The sequence below is a fragment of the Listeria ivanovii subsp. londoniensis genome (genome assembly GCF_000763495.1).
Lineage (GTDB): Bacteria > Bacillota > Bacilli > Lactobacillales > Listeriaceae > Listeria > Listeria londoniensis.
The window spans coordinates 1794167-1811217 of record NZ_CP009576.1 but is presented as its reverse complement, the minus strand read 5'-3'; the positions used below and the strand labels follow the sequence as shown (position 1 = coordinate 1811217).

General features: G+C 37.7%; 16 protein-coding genes and 1 other annotated feature. Of the genes, 13 read left to right on the top strand and 3 right to left on the bottom strand.

Going from position 1 to position 17051, the window contains the following annotated elements:
* The first annotated feature begins 2 nt into the window (after positions 1 to 2).
* Positions 3 to 212, top strand: a binding site (T-box leader).
* 60 nt (positions 213 to 272) lie between these two features.
* Positions 273 to 1532, top strand: coding sequence for a tyrosine--tRNA ligase (gene tyrS, locus JL53_RS08830; RefSeq protein ID WP_038407424.1), 1260 nt, complete (start codon positions 273 to 275; stop codon positions 1530 to 1532).
* A 96-nt stretch (positions 1533 to 1628) separates the two neighbouring features.
* On the opposite strand, the gene rpsD is transcribed toward tyrS, so the two are convergent.
* On the bottom strand, positions 1629 to 2231 hold the full coding sequence (gene rpsD, locus JL53_RS08825) for a 30S ribosomal protein S4 (RefSeq protein WP_003719890.1): 603 nt from the start codon (positions 2229 to 2231) through the stop codon (positions 1629 to 1631).
* A 210-nt stretch (positions 2232 to 2441) separates the two neighbouring features.
* On the bottom strand, positions 2442 to 2942 hold the full coding sequence (locus JL53_RS08820) for a free L-methionine (R)-S-oxide reductase MsrC (RefSeq protein ID WP_003719889.1): 501 nt from the start codon (positions 2940 to 2942) through the stop codon (positions 2442 to 2444).
* 292 nt (positions 2943 to 3234) lie between these two features.
* Here JL53_RS08820 and ezrA point away from each other — a divergent pair, with 292 nt between their 5' ends.
* From ezrA to argF, 8 genes are all read left to right on the top strand, one after another.
* On the top strand, positions 3235 to 4950 hold the full coding sequence (gene ezrA / locus JL53_RS08815) for a septation ring formation regulator EzrA (RefSeq protein WP_038407423.1): 1716 nt from the start codon (positions 3235 to 3237) through the stop codon (positions 4948 to 4950).
* Between the two features lie 123 nt (positions 4951 to 5073).
* A complete protein-coding gene (locus JL53_RS08810; protein WP_038407422.1) occupies positions 5074 to 6207 on the top strand; it encodes a cysteine desulfurase family protein in 1134 nt (377 codons plus the stop codon).
* A 1-nt stretch (position 6208) separates the two neighbouring features.
* Positions 6209 to 7420 (top strand): tRNA uracil 4-sulfurtransferase ThiI, encoded by a 1212-nt coding sequence (gene thiI, locus JL53_RS08805; protein ID WP_003719887.1) that lies wholly within the window; start codon positions 6209 to 6211, stop codon positions 7418 to 7420.
* A 173-nt stretch (positions 7421 to 7593) separates the two neighbouring features.
* Entirely contained in the window at positions 7594 to 8625 is a 1032-nt protein-coding gene (gene argC, locus JL53_RS08800; RefSeq protein WP_003719886.1) for an N-acetyl-gamma-glutamyl-phosphate reductase, read from the top strand.
* 15 nt (positions 8626 to 8640) lie between these two features.
* Complete coding sequence (argJ, locus tag JL53_RS08795) at positions 8641 to 9837, top strand: bifunctional glutamate N-acetyltransferase/amino-acid acetyltransferase ArgJ (RefSeq protein ID WP_038407420.1); 1197 nt, start codon at positions 8641 to 8643, stop codon at positions 9835 to 9837.
* A gap of 13 nt (positions 9838 to 9850) precedes the next feature.
* On the top strand, positions 9851 to 10597 hold the full coding sequence (gene argB, locus JL53_RS08790) for an acetylglutamate kinase (protein ID WP_038407419.1): 747 nt from the start codon (positions 9851 to 9853) through the stop codon (positions 10595 to 10597).
* The gene (locus JL53_RS08785) at positions 10597 to 11757 is read left to right on the top strand and encodes an acetylornithine transaminase (protein ID WP_074673916.1); all 1161 of its coding nucleotides are present in this window, start codon (positions 10597 to 10599) and stop codon (positions 11755 to 11757) included. The genes argB and JL53_RS08785 overlap by 1 nt, the downstream gene beginning before the upstream one ends.
* Positions 11754 to 12704, top strand: coding sequence for an ornithine carbamoyltransferase (gene argF, locus JL53_RS08780; RefSeq protein WP_003719882.1), 951 nt, complete (start codon positions 11754 to 11756; stop codon positions 12702 to 12704). The genes JL53_RS08785 and argF overlap by 4 nt, the downstream gene beginning before the upstream one ends.
* 36 nt (positions 12705 to 12740) lie before the next feature.
* On the opposite strand, the gene JL53_RS08775 is transcribed toward argF, so the two are convergent.
* Positions 12741 to 13544 carry an NAD kinase gene (locus tag JL53_RS08775; RefSeq protein ID WP_014092940.1) on the bottom strand — a complete coding sequence of 268 codons (804 nt, stop codon included), beginning with the start codon at positions 13542 to 13544 and terminating at the stop codon, positions 12741 to 12743.
* 179 nt (positions 13545 to 13723) lie between these two features.
* Here JL53_RS08775 and sppA point away from each other — a divergent pair, with 179 nt between their 5' ends.
* The 4 genes from sppA to JL53_RS08755 all read left to right on the top strand — a co-directional run bounded on the left by sppA (position 13724) and on the right by JL53_RS08755 (position 17049).
* Positions 13724 to 14737, top strand: a complete 1014-nt coding sequence (gene sppA / locus JL53_RS08770; RefSeq protein ID WP_038407417.1) for a signal peptide peptidase SppA — start codon at positions 13724 to 13726, stop codon at positions 14735 to 14737.
* A gap of 19 nt (positions 14738 to 14756) precedes the next feature.
* The gene (locus JL53_RS08765; protein ID WP_038407416.1) at positions 14757 to 15293 is read left to right on the top strand and encodes an RDD family protein; all 537 of its coding nucleotides are present in this window, start codon (positions 14757 to 14759) and stop codon (positions 15291 to 15293) included.
* Positions 15294 to 15353: 60 nt separating this feature from the next.
* On the top strand, positions 15354 to 15851 hold the full coding sequence (tpx, locus tag JL53_RS08760; RefSeq protein ID WP_038407415.1) for a thiol peroxidase: 498 nt from the start codon (positions 15354 to 15356) through the stop codon (positions 15849 to 15851).
* Positions 15852 to 16038: 187 nt separating this feature from the next.
* A complete protein-coding gene (locus JL53_RS08755) occupies positions 16039 to 17049 on the top strand; it encodes a class I SAM-dependent methyltransferase (RefSeq protein ID WP_038407413.1) in 1011 nt (336 codons plus the stop codon).
* The last annotated feature ends 2 nt before the right edge of the window (positions 17050 to 17051 follow it).

Genomic DNA, 17051 nt, shown 5'->3' with positions numbered 1-17051 from the left:
TGAAAATGACAATGAACGGACGCAGTAGTTACTTATTCTTATTTTTAGAGAACTAGTGGTTGGTGAAAACTAGTAGAGGTAAGTAGTCGAATTACATCCCGGAGTCACGTTGCGCAGGATAATGGCGCGACCGGTGTTAAGCCGTTATGTTACTTAAGTAGGGATTTTTCCTAAAAGTAGGGTGGTACCACGTTAATTACAACGTCCCTTCGCTAGTTTAGCTGGCGGAGGGGCGTTTTTTATGTCTAAAAATAAAAAGGAGAATGATTAAAATGAATATTATTGATGAATTAGAGTGGCGCGGAGCCATTTATCAACAAACTGATGAAGAAGGATTACGCAAATGGGTAGAGGAAAAGCAAATTTCGCTTTATTGTGGAATTGACCCTTCAGGCGATTCGATGCATATTGGACATTTAATTCCATTCATGATTTTACGTCGTTTTCAAAATGCTGGTCACCGTCCGATTATTTTAGTTGGTGGAGCGACCGGAACGATTGGTGATCCAAGTGGTAAAAAAGAAGAGCGTCAGTTGCAATCAATGGAACAAATTAGTAAAAATGTCGAAAGTTTGCGCGTTCAACTTGGGAAAATTTTTGATTTTGAAGGTGATTCTGCTGCAAGTATGGTAAATAACTACGACTGGACGAAAGATGTCAGCATTCTTGATTTCTTACGTGACTACGGAAAAGAATTTAATGTTAATACGATGCTCTCTAAAGATATTGTTGCGAGTCGTTTAGAAGTAGGGATTTCTTTTACTGAATTTGCTTACCAAATTTTACAAGCAATGGATTTTAATCACTTATATGAATTTAATGATTGTCGCCTGCAAATTGGTGGCAGTGATCAGTGGGGAAACATTACAGCCGGACTTGATTTAATTCGTAAAAAACAAGGAGAAAATGCCAAAGCTTTTGGTTTAACTATTCCTTTATTAACAAAAGCCGATGGAACTAAATTTGGTAAATCAGAAGGTGGCGCAATTTGGTTAAATCCAGAAAAAACAACGCCATATGAGTTTTATCAATTTTGGATTAATACCGATGACCGTGATGTCGTGAAATATTTGAAATACTTCACTTTCTTGACGGAAGCAGAAATTGCTGATTTAGCAAAACAAGTGGAAGAAGAACCTCATTTACGTGCTGCACAGAAAACATTAGCTGCTGAAATGACGAAATTCGTGCATAGTGAAGAAGCGCTTGCTCAAGCACTCAAAATTTCTAAAGCATTATTTAGTGGGGATGTAAAAGCTCTTACTGCAACAGAAATCGAACAAGGTTTCAAAGATGTGCCTACTTTTGAAGCAGAGGAAGCGGAAATGAATTTAGTAGATTGGTTAGTTTCACTCGGGGTTGAACCATCAAAACGCCAAGCTCGTGAAGATGTAATGAATGGGGCAATATACATTAATGGCGAGCGAGTGCAAGATTTAGAAAAAGCTATTGGTGAAAGTGATCGTATCGAAAATAAATTTACGATTGTAAGACGTGGGAAGAAGAAGTATTTCTTAATTTCTTATAAATAATGAAAAAGCACTCGTTTTAGCAAACGAGTGCTTTTTTGCATAAAAAAACCTTGCAACCACAACAAATGTCATGAGTTGCAAGGCGATTAGTTCTTATTAACGGCTGTAGAATTCTACGATAAATGCTTCGTTGATTTCAGCAGCAAGTTCAGAACGTTCTGGAATACGATTAAGTGAACCAGTTAGAGTTTCTGCATCGAAAGTTACGTAATCAGGCACGAAGCTTGAAACGTCAAGGCTTTCAGCAATTGCAGAGTTTTTAGCAGATTTTTCACGAACAGAAATCACTTGACCAACAGAAACTTGGTAAGAAGGGATATCTACGCGTTTGCCATCTACAGTGATGTGGCCATGGTTTACGAGTTGACGAGCTGCACGACGAGTGCGAGCAAGACCAAGACGGTAAACGATGTTATCAAGGCGTTGTTCTAGTAAGATCATGAAGTTCTCACCATGTTTACCTTGTAATTTACCAGCTTTGTTGAACGTGTTTTTGAATTGACGTTCAGTTAATCCATACATATGACGCAATTTTTGCTTTTCAGCTTGTTGCAAACCATATTCTGAGATTTTTTTACGTTGAGTTGGGCCGTGTTGACCTGGAGCATACGGACGACGCTCTAATTCTTTACCTGTTCCAGAAAGTGAAATTCCTAAACGACGGGAAACTTTCCAGCTTGGACCTGTATAACGAGCCATAAGAGACTCCTCCTTTTATTTGTTTTTGGTATAAAACAAACGTGACGTAAAACCAAATCAGGGCAGTTTACCTTCATATACCATCACCATAGCAGCCGCCGGTTACGCGATATACCACAGAATTACTCTGGGGGTAAACAACACACTCATTCATTTTACTCAAGCTGCATTTTACACATCTTCCAGTATAGTATAGTTAGTAGGCTGTTGTCAATTCATTTCGTTAGGTAATTCGTGAACGATAGCATCACGGATTTTTTCAAGCCATAATTGATCTACCTTATCAAAGTGAGAAGTGGAAGGGCTGTCGATATCTAGTACACCGATAAGCTGTTCATTCTTTACTAGTGGTAATACTATTTCGGAATTAGAAGCAGCATCACAAGCAATATGACCAGGGAATTGATGGACATCTTCCACGATATATGTTTTTTGATCTAAAGCAGCGGATCCACAGACACCTTTGCCGAGTGGGATGCGGATGCAAGCTGGTAAACCTTGGAATGGACCAAGCACTAGCTCATTCTTTTCTTTTTCAAATAAATAGAAGCCTACCCAATTAATATTTGTTAATGCTTGATTTAATATAGAAGAAACATTGCTTAAATTAGCGATTAGGTTTGTTTCACCTGTAATCATTGCTTGTACTTGTTTTAAAGCGAGCGCATAATTTTCTTCTTTTGAACCAGTCATTTTTGCGATTTCAATCATTTATAATCCCCACTTTTCTTTTCCAATAGTGTCTTCAGTATAGCATGGATAGGAATGGATTTCGGGAATTTTGTTTTAGATAAGAATGGAAAAAGTAAGCTTTGAAAATTTTTTCGCTAAACGCAAGTAATTCTAGGCAAATCGTGTTAAAATATAAGATGTGTATAATTAGCTGAAAATGAAGAATAAAAGATACTACATAGGGAAAGATGTACATAGTTGAAAAGATGTATGAGCAGCACAAGAGTGGCTGTTTTTCTTTCACAAGTTGACGTTGATGGGAGGATTTTGGATGTACTACATGTTAATCGGCTTTATTATCGTAGTAATTGCAGTCATTGGTGCAGGCTACATATTAAAAAGAAAACATTACCAAAGAATAAACGAGTTAGAAGAAAAGAAAATTAAGCTTAGAGAGAGACCTGTGATTGATGAACTAACCAAAGTCAAAAAGTTAAAGCTAACTGGTCAAACAGAAGCACTTTTCGAATCATGGCGTTCGTCTTGGGATGAAATTGAAACAAGATTATTTCCTGATTTAGAAGAAGTACTACTCGAAGCTGAGATGAATACGGATCATTATAAATTCCGCTCTGCTACATATGTTGAAAATGATATTGAACAAATGCTCGTTGTCATTGAAAAACAAATGGATCAAATTCTTGGTGGTTTAAAGGAATTACTTATTAGTGAAGAAAAGAATGCAAATGAAAGCCGTATGACAAAAGAAAAATTTGCAGAGCTTCGTCGGGAAGTTTTAACAAGAGGCTTTAAATTAGGAGACACATTAGGTTATGTCGAATCAAGACTAGACACACTTGCGGATAGTCTTAATCAATACGACTTATTAACAGACCAAGGTGACCACTTAGAAGCGCGCGAAATCGTTTTAGTTGTCCAAAAAGAAATGAAAGTTATTGAAGGACAAATGGAACGGATTCCTTCATTATTACATGAAACAGATACTATTTTACCAGAAGAAATCAATAAACTACGTGCTGGTTATGAAGAAATGGTTCGTAAAGGCTATTATTTAGCGCAAATGGAGCTAGATAAAGAAATTTCTCGAATGAAAACACGAATCGACAAAATGAAACAAAACGTGGTCAATCTTGATTTGGATGCTGCAGAACAAGGGATAGAAGAGCTGCACACGGAAATTGACTTATTCTATGATACACTGGAACATGAAGCGGAAGCACGTCATTTTGTTAAAGAAAATCATAGTCCGACATCGGATAAATTACAACGCCAAAATGCAGTGTCTGATGCACTTGCTGAACAAATTACTGAAGTAAAACAAACGTATCATGTGGGGGAAGAAGATTTAGCTGTTTACTTGAAAACGAGTGCTAAATTAAGTGAAGCAAAAGAAAACTTTGAACAACTTACAGCATTAATAGCTAGCGGAGAAATTGCTTACTCAGCAGCACAAGATACGCTCAAAGAGATTGAGGCAGCACTAATCACCATTGGTGCAGAACAGGATAAATTTGCAGAAGAATTACGTTCGCTTCGTAAAGATGAATTAGAAGCTCGTGATGATGCAGAGCGCATGCGTCGAGCAATTATCACGCTAGACCGTAAGATGGAACGAGAACGCTTGCCTGGACTTCCAGAGGAATATTTGTCATTACGTGCTCACATGGAGGAATCCATTGACGCGCTTGAAAAACGCTTGGAAGAGAAGCCTTTAAATATGAAAGCAGTTGGTCAGGACTGGCGAATTGCTGAAGAAGACTTAACCCATTTGACGGAAAAAGCGGAAGAAATGATGGAGAATGTTCGTTTAGTCGAGCATGTTATCCAGTACGCCAACCGTTACCGCTTACGTAATCAAGAGCTAGCGAATGAATTAGTCCAAGCAGAAAATCACTTTTATAAAGATTATCAGTACAAAAAAGCCTTGGAAATTGCTGTAACGGCTCTAGAAAAAGTCGAAACAGGTGCATTTAAAAAAGTCGAAAAAGCATATGAATCCAAAGTTAGTGTAGACGATATCGAATAAAACCAAAACAGGCATTTCTATTTTCTAATAGGAATCCTGTTTTTTTATGAAAATAGTAGTTGGAATGTGTTGGAATTATGATAAAATGAAAAGTGGAGTATTGGGGAGGAGAATCTAGTTTGTATGATTTATTTCGATAACAGCGCGACAACAAAGCCGAGTAATGCCGTGCTTGAAACCTATACAAAAGTTGCAAGTACTTATTTTGCGAATCCTTCTTCGTTACATCGGTTTGGAGCCAAATCCAAAGAATTACTGGATGCTTCGAGAAAACAAATAGCGACGATGCTAGAAGTTTTACCAGAAGAAATTATTTTTACATCCGGTGGAACAGAAGGAAACAATTTAGCCATTAAAGGACTTGCTTATAGTTATCAAAATCGTGGGAAACATATTATAACCTCAAGTATTGAGCATCCGTCTGTACGACTTGTGATGGAACAACTTGAAGAAGAAGGGTTTAGTGTAACCTATTTAAAAGTGGATAGAAATGGCGTCATCAATCTAACCGAACTAGAACAGGCGCTTTCAGAAGAAACGATTTTAGTATCGATTATGGGCGTGAATAATGAAGTCGGAAGTATTCAGCCACTCCAAGAAATTGGTCAGTTGCTTGCTAAACGAGCGGATACTTTTTTTCATGTAGATTTTGTTCAAGGCATTGGGAAAATCCCTTTGCAACTAAAAGAATATCATGTCGATTTACTTACTATTTCAGGTCATAAATTTCACGCTTTACGTGGGACTGGCGCATTGTTTAAACGGAAAAATGTACACTTGCATCCTGAAATCATCGGTGGTGGCCAGGAAATGGGCTACCGTAGTGGAACGGAAAATCTTGCTGGAACAGTAGCACTCGCAAAAGCACTACGACTAGCTCTAGAACAAGAACAAACAGATTTGCTAACGATTCGTGATTTTCTATTAACGGAGATTGCAACGATGCCAGATATGTCAGTTCATACAAAAAAAGCGGTTGCTGCACCACATATTATTTGTTTTTCAGCTAAAGGGCACCGAGGCGAAATTCTCGTCCATGCGCTTGAAAAAGAAGATATATACATCTCCACAACAAGTGCCTGCTCGTCTAAGCAAAAATTAGCAAGTAGTACGTTAAAAGCAATGGGTGTGACTGACGAAGAAGCAACGGGGGCGGTCCGAGTAAGTTTAGGATATGAAAACCGTCTTTCAGAAGCACAAATATTTATTCAAAAACTGCAAGAAATTATCGAAAATCTAAATAAAGTGGTGAAATAAATTGGAATTTGATCGTATGTTAATTAGATACGGAGAGTTATCTACAAAAGGAAGAAACAGAAAACAATTTGTCACAAAACTAGCTCAAAACGTGAAACGAGCAATGAAAGATTTGCCGGAAGTAAGAATTCACGGCGAACGTGACCGGATGTATATTATTTTAAATGGCGCAGATTATCACCTTGCAGAAGAACGTTTAAAACCTATTTTTGGTATTCAATCTTTCAGTCCAGCGGTTCGAGTGGATTTGGATTTAGAAGAAGTGAAAAAAGCAGCACTTGCTTTAGTCCAAGATGCGCATGAAGAAAATGGGACTTTTAAAGTGGCAGCAAGAAGAAGCCACCGTGAATTCCCGCTAGATTCAAACGAAATAAATCAAGAAATTGGCGCTCATGTGCTTCAAAATATAGCTGATTTAACAGTTAATGTGAAGGATCCTGATGTGAAGTTAACCATCGATGTTCGAAAAGAGGGAGTATTTCTATCGTGTCGAACAATTCTTGGCGCAGCTGGACTTCCGGTTGGTTCATCTGGTCGCGCGATGTTAATGTTATCAGGTGGAATTGATAGTCCAGTTGCTGGTTATTTAGCACAAAAACGTGGCGTGGAAATCGAAGCAGTTCACTTCCATAGTCCACCATACACAAGTGAACAGGCAAAGCAAAAAGCGATTGACTTAGCAGCAAAACTTGCTAAATACAGCGGACAAGTACAGATGCATATTGTCCCATTTACTGAAATTCAAGAAGTCATCAAACAGCAAATACCGGAAAGCGTTATAATGACTGTTACTCGCCGAATGATGCTCCGAATTACCGAGAAACTTCGCCGCAAGAGAAATGGCCTTGCAATTGTGAACGGTGAAAGCTTAGGACAAGTTGCTAGCCAAACACTAGAGAGTATGCTAGCAATTAATGCAGTAACCGCAACACCCATTATTCGTCCAGTAGTTTCAATGGACAAAAATGAAATCATTCAAATCGCGCAAAAAATAGATACCTATAATTTGTCAGTACAGCCATTTGAAGATTGCTGTACGATTTTCACACCACCATCTCCAAAAACAAAACCAAAACTTGATAAAATCGAGCATTATGAAAGCTTCACTGATTTTGATTCATTAATAAGCAAAGCAATCGATAATATCGAAACCATTTCTGTCAATATTGCAGAAACAGAACAAGTAAAAGATGAGTTTGCCGATTTATTTTAAAAAAAACGTTTATCCTTTTTATTAGGGTGAACGTTTTTTTGTATATAATATTCATTTTTTATTCGTTTTTATGCATAAAACAGTTTTTATTATTAATAAAAAACCATTTGACATTATAAATATACATGATTATAATGAAAAGTATCATTTAATAATTAACGGGAGGGGTTAGGATGAAAGTTTCGATAATTGGGGCGACAGGATATGGTGGTTTGGAGTTAATTCGTTTACTTCATCAGCATCCGCTCATTGACATTGCGTCGTTACATAGCTTTTCTACACAAACAGAAACATTGGCTGACTTTTATCCACATTTAAAAAATCTAGAGTCTAGCCCCTTAAATCAGATAAATCCGGCAGAAATTATCAATAAAAGCGAAACAGTTTTTCTTGCCACGCCATCCGGTATTTCAAAAGATATCGCAGCTCCTTACGTCGAAGCAGGCTTAAATGTTATTGATTTATCCGGAGATTTTCGTTTAAAAAACGGTCAAATTTATGAAAAATGGTATGGAAAAAGTGCGGCACCAGAGAGTTATTTAACAAAGGCAGTATATGGTTTAGCTGAATTCCAAACAAATACATCAGCTACTTTTATTGCCAATCCAGGTTGTTATGCAACGGCCACATTACTTGGTTTAGCTCCACTCGTGAAAAATCAGTTGATCGAACCAACATCAATTATTGTAGATGGCAAATCAGGCATTTCAGGAGCGGGAAAAGCACCTTCAGCAAACACTCACTTTACAGAAACAAATGAAAATATGACGCTTTACAAGATGAATGCGCATCAACATATTCCGGAAATTATGCAACAGTTAAATAGCTGGGATGAGCGTATTCCGGCCATTCAGTTTTCTACATCATTAATTCCTATCACAAGAGGAATCTTCACAACTATCTACGTAAAACCCAAAAAGCTGATGACAAAAAAACAATTACATACCCTCTACACGACGACATACGAAAATTCGCCATTTGTCCGCATCCAGCCAGAAGATTGCTACCCAACTATTAAACAAGTAATTGCATCTAATTATTGCGATATTGGGCTTGCTTATAATGAAAAAACCAATACAATTACTATCGTTTCTGTTATTGATAATTTAGTAAAGGGAGCAGCTGGCCAAGCAATTCAAAACTTAAACATTATCGCTAATTTTGCTGAAAGTGATGGATTAAACTTTATCCCAGTTTATCCGTGAAAGGGGAAGAATATGATGGAACAAATAAAAGGTAACATTGCCTCACCAAAAGGTTTTTATGCAGACGGAAAACATGCTGGATTAAAGAGAAAAAGAAATGACATTGGCTGGATATACTCAGAAGTGCCAGCAGAATCAGCCGCTGTCTATACAATGAACCAAATGCAAGCAGCGCCAATTTTTGTGACAAAAGATTCATTGGCTAGTGATGCTAAATTACAAGCCATTATTGTGAATAGTGGAAACGCGAATGCTTGTACTGGTAACCAAGGGATGCTCGATGCGCTAACGATGCGTGCTAAAACAGCAGAAAATTTGCAGATTCCTGTTGAATCAGTGGCAGTGGCTTCTACTGGGATTATTGGAGATACGTTACCGATGGATAAAATCATGGCTGGTATCGATATGCTCGAAAAACAATCTGGAAATGCAGCTGATTTTGAAGAAGCTATTTTGACAACAGATACGTTTCAAAAGCAAATTACCTTTCAAATCGAGTTAAGTGGAAAAACAGTGACGATGTCTGGTGTCGCAAAAGGTTCGGGAATGATTCATCCTAATATGGCAACGATGCTTGCTTTTATAACGACGGATGCAGCCGTTCCAGCTAAATTATTGCAAAAATTATTAAAAATAAAAGTAGACAAAACATTCAATCAAATAACAGTTGATGGGGATACATCCACAAATGATATGGTCGTAGTGATGGCAAATGGTTGTGCAGAAAACCAAATAATTCAAGAAGGAACGGCTGACTGGGAAAAATTTGTAACAATGTTTCAAGCGGTGACAGAACATTTAGCCAAAAGTATTGCTCGAGATGGAGAAGGGGCTACAAAGCTTATCGAAGTGCAGGTAAATGGAGCGACAAAAACAGAGGATGCGCGAATGATCGCCAAAAAAATTGTTTCCTCTAGCTTAGTTAAAACAGCCGCTTTTGGAGGTGATGGTAACTGGGGAAGAATTATTTGTGCGATAGGCTATTCCGGAGGTCGATTTGCTCCAGATAATATTACCATCAAAATCGGTGGTATTGAAATTTTAAATCATAGTAGCCAAACGATTTTTAATCAACAAGTACTGGATGAGTATTTAGAAGAAGAGCATATTGTTATTGAAGTTGACTTGCATATCGGCCTTGAGTCAGGAACAGCCTGGGGATGCGATTTAAGTTATGAATATGTCAAAATTAATGCTTGTTACCGGACATAAGGAGTGAAGGCGGATGAAAAATACGATTGTCATCAAATTAGGTGGAGTAGCAAGTGACAATTTGACAGAAGCATTCTTTGAACAAATCACTAAATGGCAATTAGACGGAAAGAAAATAGTTATTGTTCATGGTGGTGGTCATTACGTAACAAAAATGATGCAAGCAATGGAAATTCCTGTAGAAACAAAAAACGGGTTGCGAATAACAACTCCAGCTGCTTTGGAAGTTACTAAGATGGTGTTAATTGGCCAAGTTCAGCCGATGATTACAACCGCTTTTCAAAAACGGGGAATCACGGTAATTGGTTTGAATGCTGGTGATACTGGTTTACTTGAAGCTATGCAAGCAAGTGATAGTGAACTCGGGCTTGTCGGTGAGATTATCAAAGTAAAAACAACTTTAATAGAACAGCTACTTGGGAAAAATATAGTCACAGTTATTGCGCCACTTGGGATGAATAAAGAATACCACTGGTTAAATGTGAATGCAGATACGGTGGCTTGTGAAGTAGCAAGTGCGCTAAAGGCAGAGGCTCTTTATCTCTTAACGGATGTCCCTGGTGTGCGAAATGGCTCTGAAATATTGGCTGAGATAGCTAGCTCAGATATGGAGCAACTGCAAACAACCGGCGTAATAAAGGGTGGAATGATTCCAAAGCTAGCAAGTGCTGCATTTGCCGTGGAAAATGGGGTTCATCAAGTAATTATTACAGATTCACTTTCAACAATGGGGACTAAAATAAGTAAGGTGGTGATATGATGCAACATATTTTTCCGACATATACTAGATTCCCTGTTGATTTAGTCCAAGGGAAAGGAACAGTCGTTACAGCTAAAACGGGAGAAGAATATCTTGATTTCACAAGTGGGATTGCCGTTTGTAATTTAGGACATTGTCCGGAAAACGTTACTGCTGCAATCCAAATACAATTGGCGAATATTTGGCATACATCAAATTTATATGAATCTACTTTACAAGATAATGTTGCTGAACTGATTGTTGGCGAGGAAGATAGATTAGTATTTTTTTGTAATAGCGGAACAGAAGCAAATGAAGCAGCGTTAAAGTTGGCAAGAAAATATACAGGAAAAGAGAAAATCATCACGTTTGAAAAATCATTTCATGGCCGGACTTTTGGTTCCATGTCAGCAACTGCTCAAGCAAAAATTCATCAAGGATTCGGTGGCCTTGTACCAGGTTTTACATATATTCCGTTTAATGATATAACATCATTTCAAACAGCGATTGATGAAAATACAGCTGCTGTGATGCTGGAAATTATTCAAGGAGAAGGTGGCGTTATTCCTGCAAGTGCAGCATGGTTGCTTGAAGTTCAGCGATTATGTAAAAAAGTGGGTGCATTATTAATTATTGATGAAGTACAAACAGGACTTGGCCGGACGGGTGCTCTTTATAGTTATCAGCATATTGGCTTGGATCCAGATATTTTTACTTTAGCAAAAGGGCTAGGAAATGGCCTGCCAATTGGAGCGATGATTGGGAAATCAAAACTTAGTGGCGCTTTTGGACCTGGAAGTCATGGTTCTACTTTTGGCGGGAATAAAATTGCGCTTGCAGCAGCAAAAGAAGTTTTAATGACTGTAAAGCAGCCAAGTTTTTTAGAAGAAGTACAAGCAAAATCGGAGTATTTCAGAGATTTATTAGAAGTAAAATGTGCTAATTTAGCAAGTGTAACGAGTATTCGTGGGGAAGGATTTCTTATTGGTATAGAAGTGGTCTGTCGTGCAGATTTGATTGTAAATAACCTGATGGATCAAGGATTGCTCATACTTACAGCTGGATCCAATGTCCTTCGAATTTTGCCGCCGTTAACAGTAAGTTATGCGGAAATGAATCAAGCTGCGAATTTACTTGAAAAGGTTTTAGAAAATCAATTGATTGGGAGTGAAGAGGGATGAAAGTGGATACGAAAACGAATACTTTTGGAAAAGACATGCTGAGTTTGCTGGAATGGAATAAAGCTGAAATAAAAGAGATGATTGAGCATGCAGTTTTGATGAAAACGAATCCGGCTCATTACAGTCATATTTTAAGCGGGAAAATATTAGGGATGATTTTTGACAAACCTTCGACAAGAACCAGGGTTTCTTTTGAAGCGGGGATATTGCAGCTTGGGGGACAAGCGATTGTTATGAGCTCAAAAGAATTACAAATTGGTCGCGGGGAACCAATCAAAGACACTGCTCACGTGATGTCAGAATATATTGATGCTATTATGATTCGAACTTTTAACCATCACAAGGTAGAAGAACTTGCACTACACGCGGAGATTCCGATTATCAACGGATTAACGGATTTACATCATCCTTGCCAAGCGCTCGCGGATTTAATGACGATTTATGAATGGAAAGATCAATTTAATGGAGTGAAGCTAGCTTATATTGGAGATGGAAACAATGTTTGCCATTCTTTACTTATAGCTGGTGCGATGGTCGGCTTAGATATGAGTCTGGCAATGCCAAAAGGATATGAGGTAGATGAAGAGATACTGTTAACTGCACAAAAATTAGCAGCAGAAACAGGGGGTAAAATTTTTATTACCGAGGACCCAAAACTTGCAGTGATGGATGCTGACTTTATTTATACCGATGTTTGGACGAGCATGGGGCAAGAAGAGGAGAACGCAAAAAGGTTAATGGACTTTGGTGAAAAATACCAAGTGAATGCAGAATTAGTAACATATGCGAAATCAGATTATCATTTTTTACATTGCTTACCGGCACACAGGGAAGAAGAAGTGACAGCGGAAATTATCGACGGGGAACATTCGGTTATTTATCAGCAAGCAGGAAATCGACTACACGCGCAAAAAGCATTACTCGCAGCTATATTAGAAGCAACATAAAAACAGTCTGGCCGAGCTTGGCCAGACTGTTTCTTTTTATAAGAAATTACGTTTTACTTTGTCCCAGAATGAATTTTTAGGTAATTTGATAATATTGATAAAGCGGTCGCCAACTTCCAAATTCACTTCATGAACATGTTGAATGCTTAATGCTTCACTGTCCATTCCAATCATTGGAAATTCATTGTTTCCCTCTTCTGAAGAGATTTCGATTCGTAATTTACGTTTTGGACTAAGAATGAAAGAAGAGCCTAATGTCCGGAATTTGTTGTTATTAATGGAAGCGAGTTCACTTACTTGCATTGAAGGGAGTAATGGATCAACAATCGAACCGTTCACTGATTTGTTATATGCTGTACTTCCGGTTGGTGTAGAAATAACCATACCATCACCGCGGAAAGTTTCAAAGTGAGAGTCATTAATATAAAGATCCATTGTTAGTGTACGAATGATAGAAGAACGGATGTTAAATTCATTTAATACATAAAATGCTTTGGTGTTATTAACTGTTCCATAAATCGTCGGGTAACGACGAACTAACCAGCGATCTTCTATTGCTGCTTTAATAATTTCATCTAATTGATTAATATGGAAATCGCAGTATTGGCCTAATTGCTCTGTTAATGCAATCCCAGCATATAAACAATCTTGACGGAAATCAGTTTCTCTGACGGATTTAAGGAAAGCACCATCGCCACCGATACTAATAATAACGTTTGCTTTTTGATAGTCATCCGTTAGTTCATAACCGTTGTCAGTTGTAATTTTCTTTAATTCTTTTGCTTTTGCATGCAGTTCTTCTGTTTTTCGATAGGAAAAATAAAAAATAGTTTTTGCCATGTTAGTTGTCCCTCCAGAATACATTTTTAAATCAACAAACTTATTATAACATGACTTAGAGGCAATTTCTTTCTTCATCCAGAAAAAAGTGAAATGAAGCACAATTAGAATAGAAATTTGTACAAAATAAACGAGACTGGTATTATTACAGTATCTTAAATGAAAAAGGGGAGAATTTAATGAATGCTAAAAGATGGATTGCACTAGGAATCGTTCTCGCGCTTTTAATTGTAAGTGCGTTAGCGAAAGTTACATCAACTCAACTAGCAAATCAAGAAGAGGAAGAAATGGCGGTAATTGATACATTGTTTGCAGGGACAAATGAATTAACAGAAACCGTTATAGAAGATGCTGGACCAAGTAAAATAGCCGTTTTATCTGTTGATGGAACGATTCAAGATACAGGGGGAAGTAGTTCTTTATTCGGGGATGCTGGGTATAATCATACGTTCTTCATGGATCAGTTAGAGCAAATTCGTGATGATGAGTCGATAAGAGGGGTGCTATTATATGTAAATTCACCAGGTGGTGGCGTAATGGAATCTGCACAAATTCGTGATAAAATTTTACAAATCAAAAAAGAACGTTCCATTCCATTCTATGTTTCAATGGGGAGTATGGCAGCTTCCGGTGGGTATTATATTTCCGCACCAGCTGACAAAATTTTTGCTAGTAAAGAAACACTTACCGGCTCACTTGGCGTTATTATGCAAGGGTACGACTACAGTGAGTTAATGAAAAAACTTGGAATTTCTGATAACACCATTAAAAGTGGTACCCATAAAGATATCATGAGCGCAACGAGACCGATGACAGAAGACGAGAAAAAGATTATGCAATCCATGATCGATGACTCGTATAATGAATTTGTCCAAGTAGTGGCTAAAGGTCGTGGGATGAGTGAAGAACAAGTTCGTAAAATTGCGGATGGTCGGATTTATGATGGCCGCCAAGCAAAAGCAAATGGTTTGATTGATGAATTTGGTTATCAAGAAGATGCCTTGGCTGCACTCAAAAAAGAGGAAAAGTTATCTAATGCGTCTGTTGTTCAATATGATGAGCCCACAAGCTTTGGTTCTTTCTTTTCTGTAGCCACTCAAAAAATGACTGGTCAAAATGCAGATATCACTCAATTAATTAAATTAACTGGAACATTACAAGCTCCAAGGATGATGTATTTATATGGAGAGTAACGGGGGAGGGGAACAATCAATGACCGAAGAACATATTGCTTTTCAAAATAAACGCCAAGTCTATCACTACGAACCTAAAACACTTCCGGAAAACACTATTCCAAAGCAATATTTTGCAGGTTTTTGGATTCGGTTTTTAGCTTATCTAGTAGATTTAGTTACTATCCTGGCGATTACTGGCATTCTCGTTAATCCTATTTTCCGTGTCGCAGGAATTTCAATGGACAAAAGCTTTTTCTCGATTTACTGGATTGGTACCACGCTTGTCTTTTTAACCTATTTTGTTTTGTTAACAAAGTTTTTCGGACAAACACTTGGCAAAATGCTTTTTGGACTTCGTGTGATTAAACTTAATGGGGAAAAATTATCTTGGTTAACCGTTTTATTTCGTGAAGGAGCGATTCGCTTTATTTTGAAAACGGTTTGGCCCCTATACTTAGTATGTGCTTTTACGCCAAACAAACAAGGGATTGCTGATTTTCTTGAGTCTACTTCTGTTGTACACAGTGGCTACTTAGAATTAGATGATAAATGGTCAAATGGAGCAAAAAAATAGCTTATAACGATTATCTTCTTTAAAATGAAGTAGAAGCGTCAAATTAAAGGAGGAAGAATAATGACTCAAGTAACATTTAAGCATAATCCAGTTACCTTAATTGGTACAGAACGAAAAGTGGGGGATAAAGCACCGAACTTTACAGTTGTAAATAGGGATTTAGAAGAAGTAACATTGCAGGATTACGATGGGAAAGTTAGACTTATTAGTGTTGTACCTTCGATAGATACAAGTGTTTGTTCGACGCAAACTCGTAAATTTAATGAAGAAGCAAGCAACTTAGATAATACGGTTGTTTTGACAATTTCAGTTGACCTACCATTCGCACAAAAGAAGTGGTGTGCAGCAGAAGGCTTACCAAACGCAATTACGTTATCTGATCATCGGGATCTTTCTTTCGGGGAAGCTTATGGTGTGATTATGAAAGAACTTCGCTTATTAGCTCGTTCCGTATTTGTTGTGAATGCAGCAGGTGAAATTGTATACACAGAAGTGGTCCTAGAAGGCAGCGATCATCCTAATTATGAAGCAGCAATAGAAGCCGCTAAAAACGCCTAAGCTAAAAGCTCTCCTTTCATTAGGAGGGCTTTTTTCTGTATTATTACTAAAGATAAACTGTACTAATTCTAATACGAGATTTCCCTAGATGATTCTTGTTTTATTATAGAAAATCCTTTCACATTCTGCGGAAATACTGTATAATGTTTTGTGGTGTTAGTAATGATAAAAATTCGAGGTGTTACTTTTGGCAAATGAAGCAACGCAAGAATTATTTCAAGTGCTTGATAGTACGGCTATTATCTTGCAAAATGAACTTGAAATAAGCTATTTGGAAGCGGTTTATGAAACAGGTGAAAATCTGTTTCAAAAAGAAGTTTTACAAAAAGAAGAGTTGTCTTCTGAGAAACAAACGAAATTAGAAGAGTATTATGAAAGTATAGAACTCGAAAATTTCTCTAATGAAGAAATTCGCAAAGGTCTTCAGCTCGCACTACTCAAAGGCATGAAACACGGCATTCAAGTAAATCACCAAATGACACCAGATTCGATCGGATTTATTGTGGCATATTTACTTGAAAAAGTGATTCAAAAAAAGAAAAATATTTCTATTTTGGATCCTGCTTGTGGCACAGCAAACCTTTTAACTACTGTGATTAATCAACTAGAATTAAAGGAAGGCATGGAGATTCATGCGAGTGGAGTGGATGTAGATGATTTGCTTATTTCTCTTGCACTTGTTGGCGCGGATTTGCAGCGACAAAAAATGACACTCCTTCATCAAGATGGGTTAGCGAACCTATTAGTAGATCCGGTTGATGTGGTTGTAAGCGATTTACCTGTTGGCTTTTATCCAGATGATGAGAATGCAAAATCATTTGAGCTTTGCCGTGAAGAAGGGCATTCATTTGCACATTGCCTGTTTATGGAACAGGGGATGCGCTACACAAAACCAGGAGGATATTTATTCTTTTTGGTACCTGACGCAATGTTTGGGACTAGTGACTTTGCTAAGGTGGACAAGTTTATCAAGAAAAATGGTCATATCGAGGGAATTATTAAATTGCCCGAAACACTGTTTAAGTCTGAACAAGCACGAAAAAGCATCTTGATTTTACGGAAAGCGGCAGAAAATGTGAAGCCGCCAAAAGAAGTTTTACTTGCTAATCTCTCATCGCTTACAGATCCAAGCATTACTGCGCCGATCTTGGCGGAAATTGAGAATTGGTTCAAGGGAAACAATAATGGAAGGAATTGACA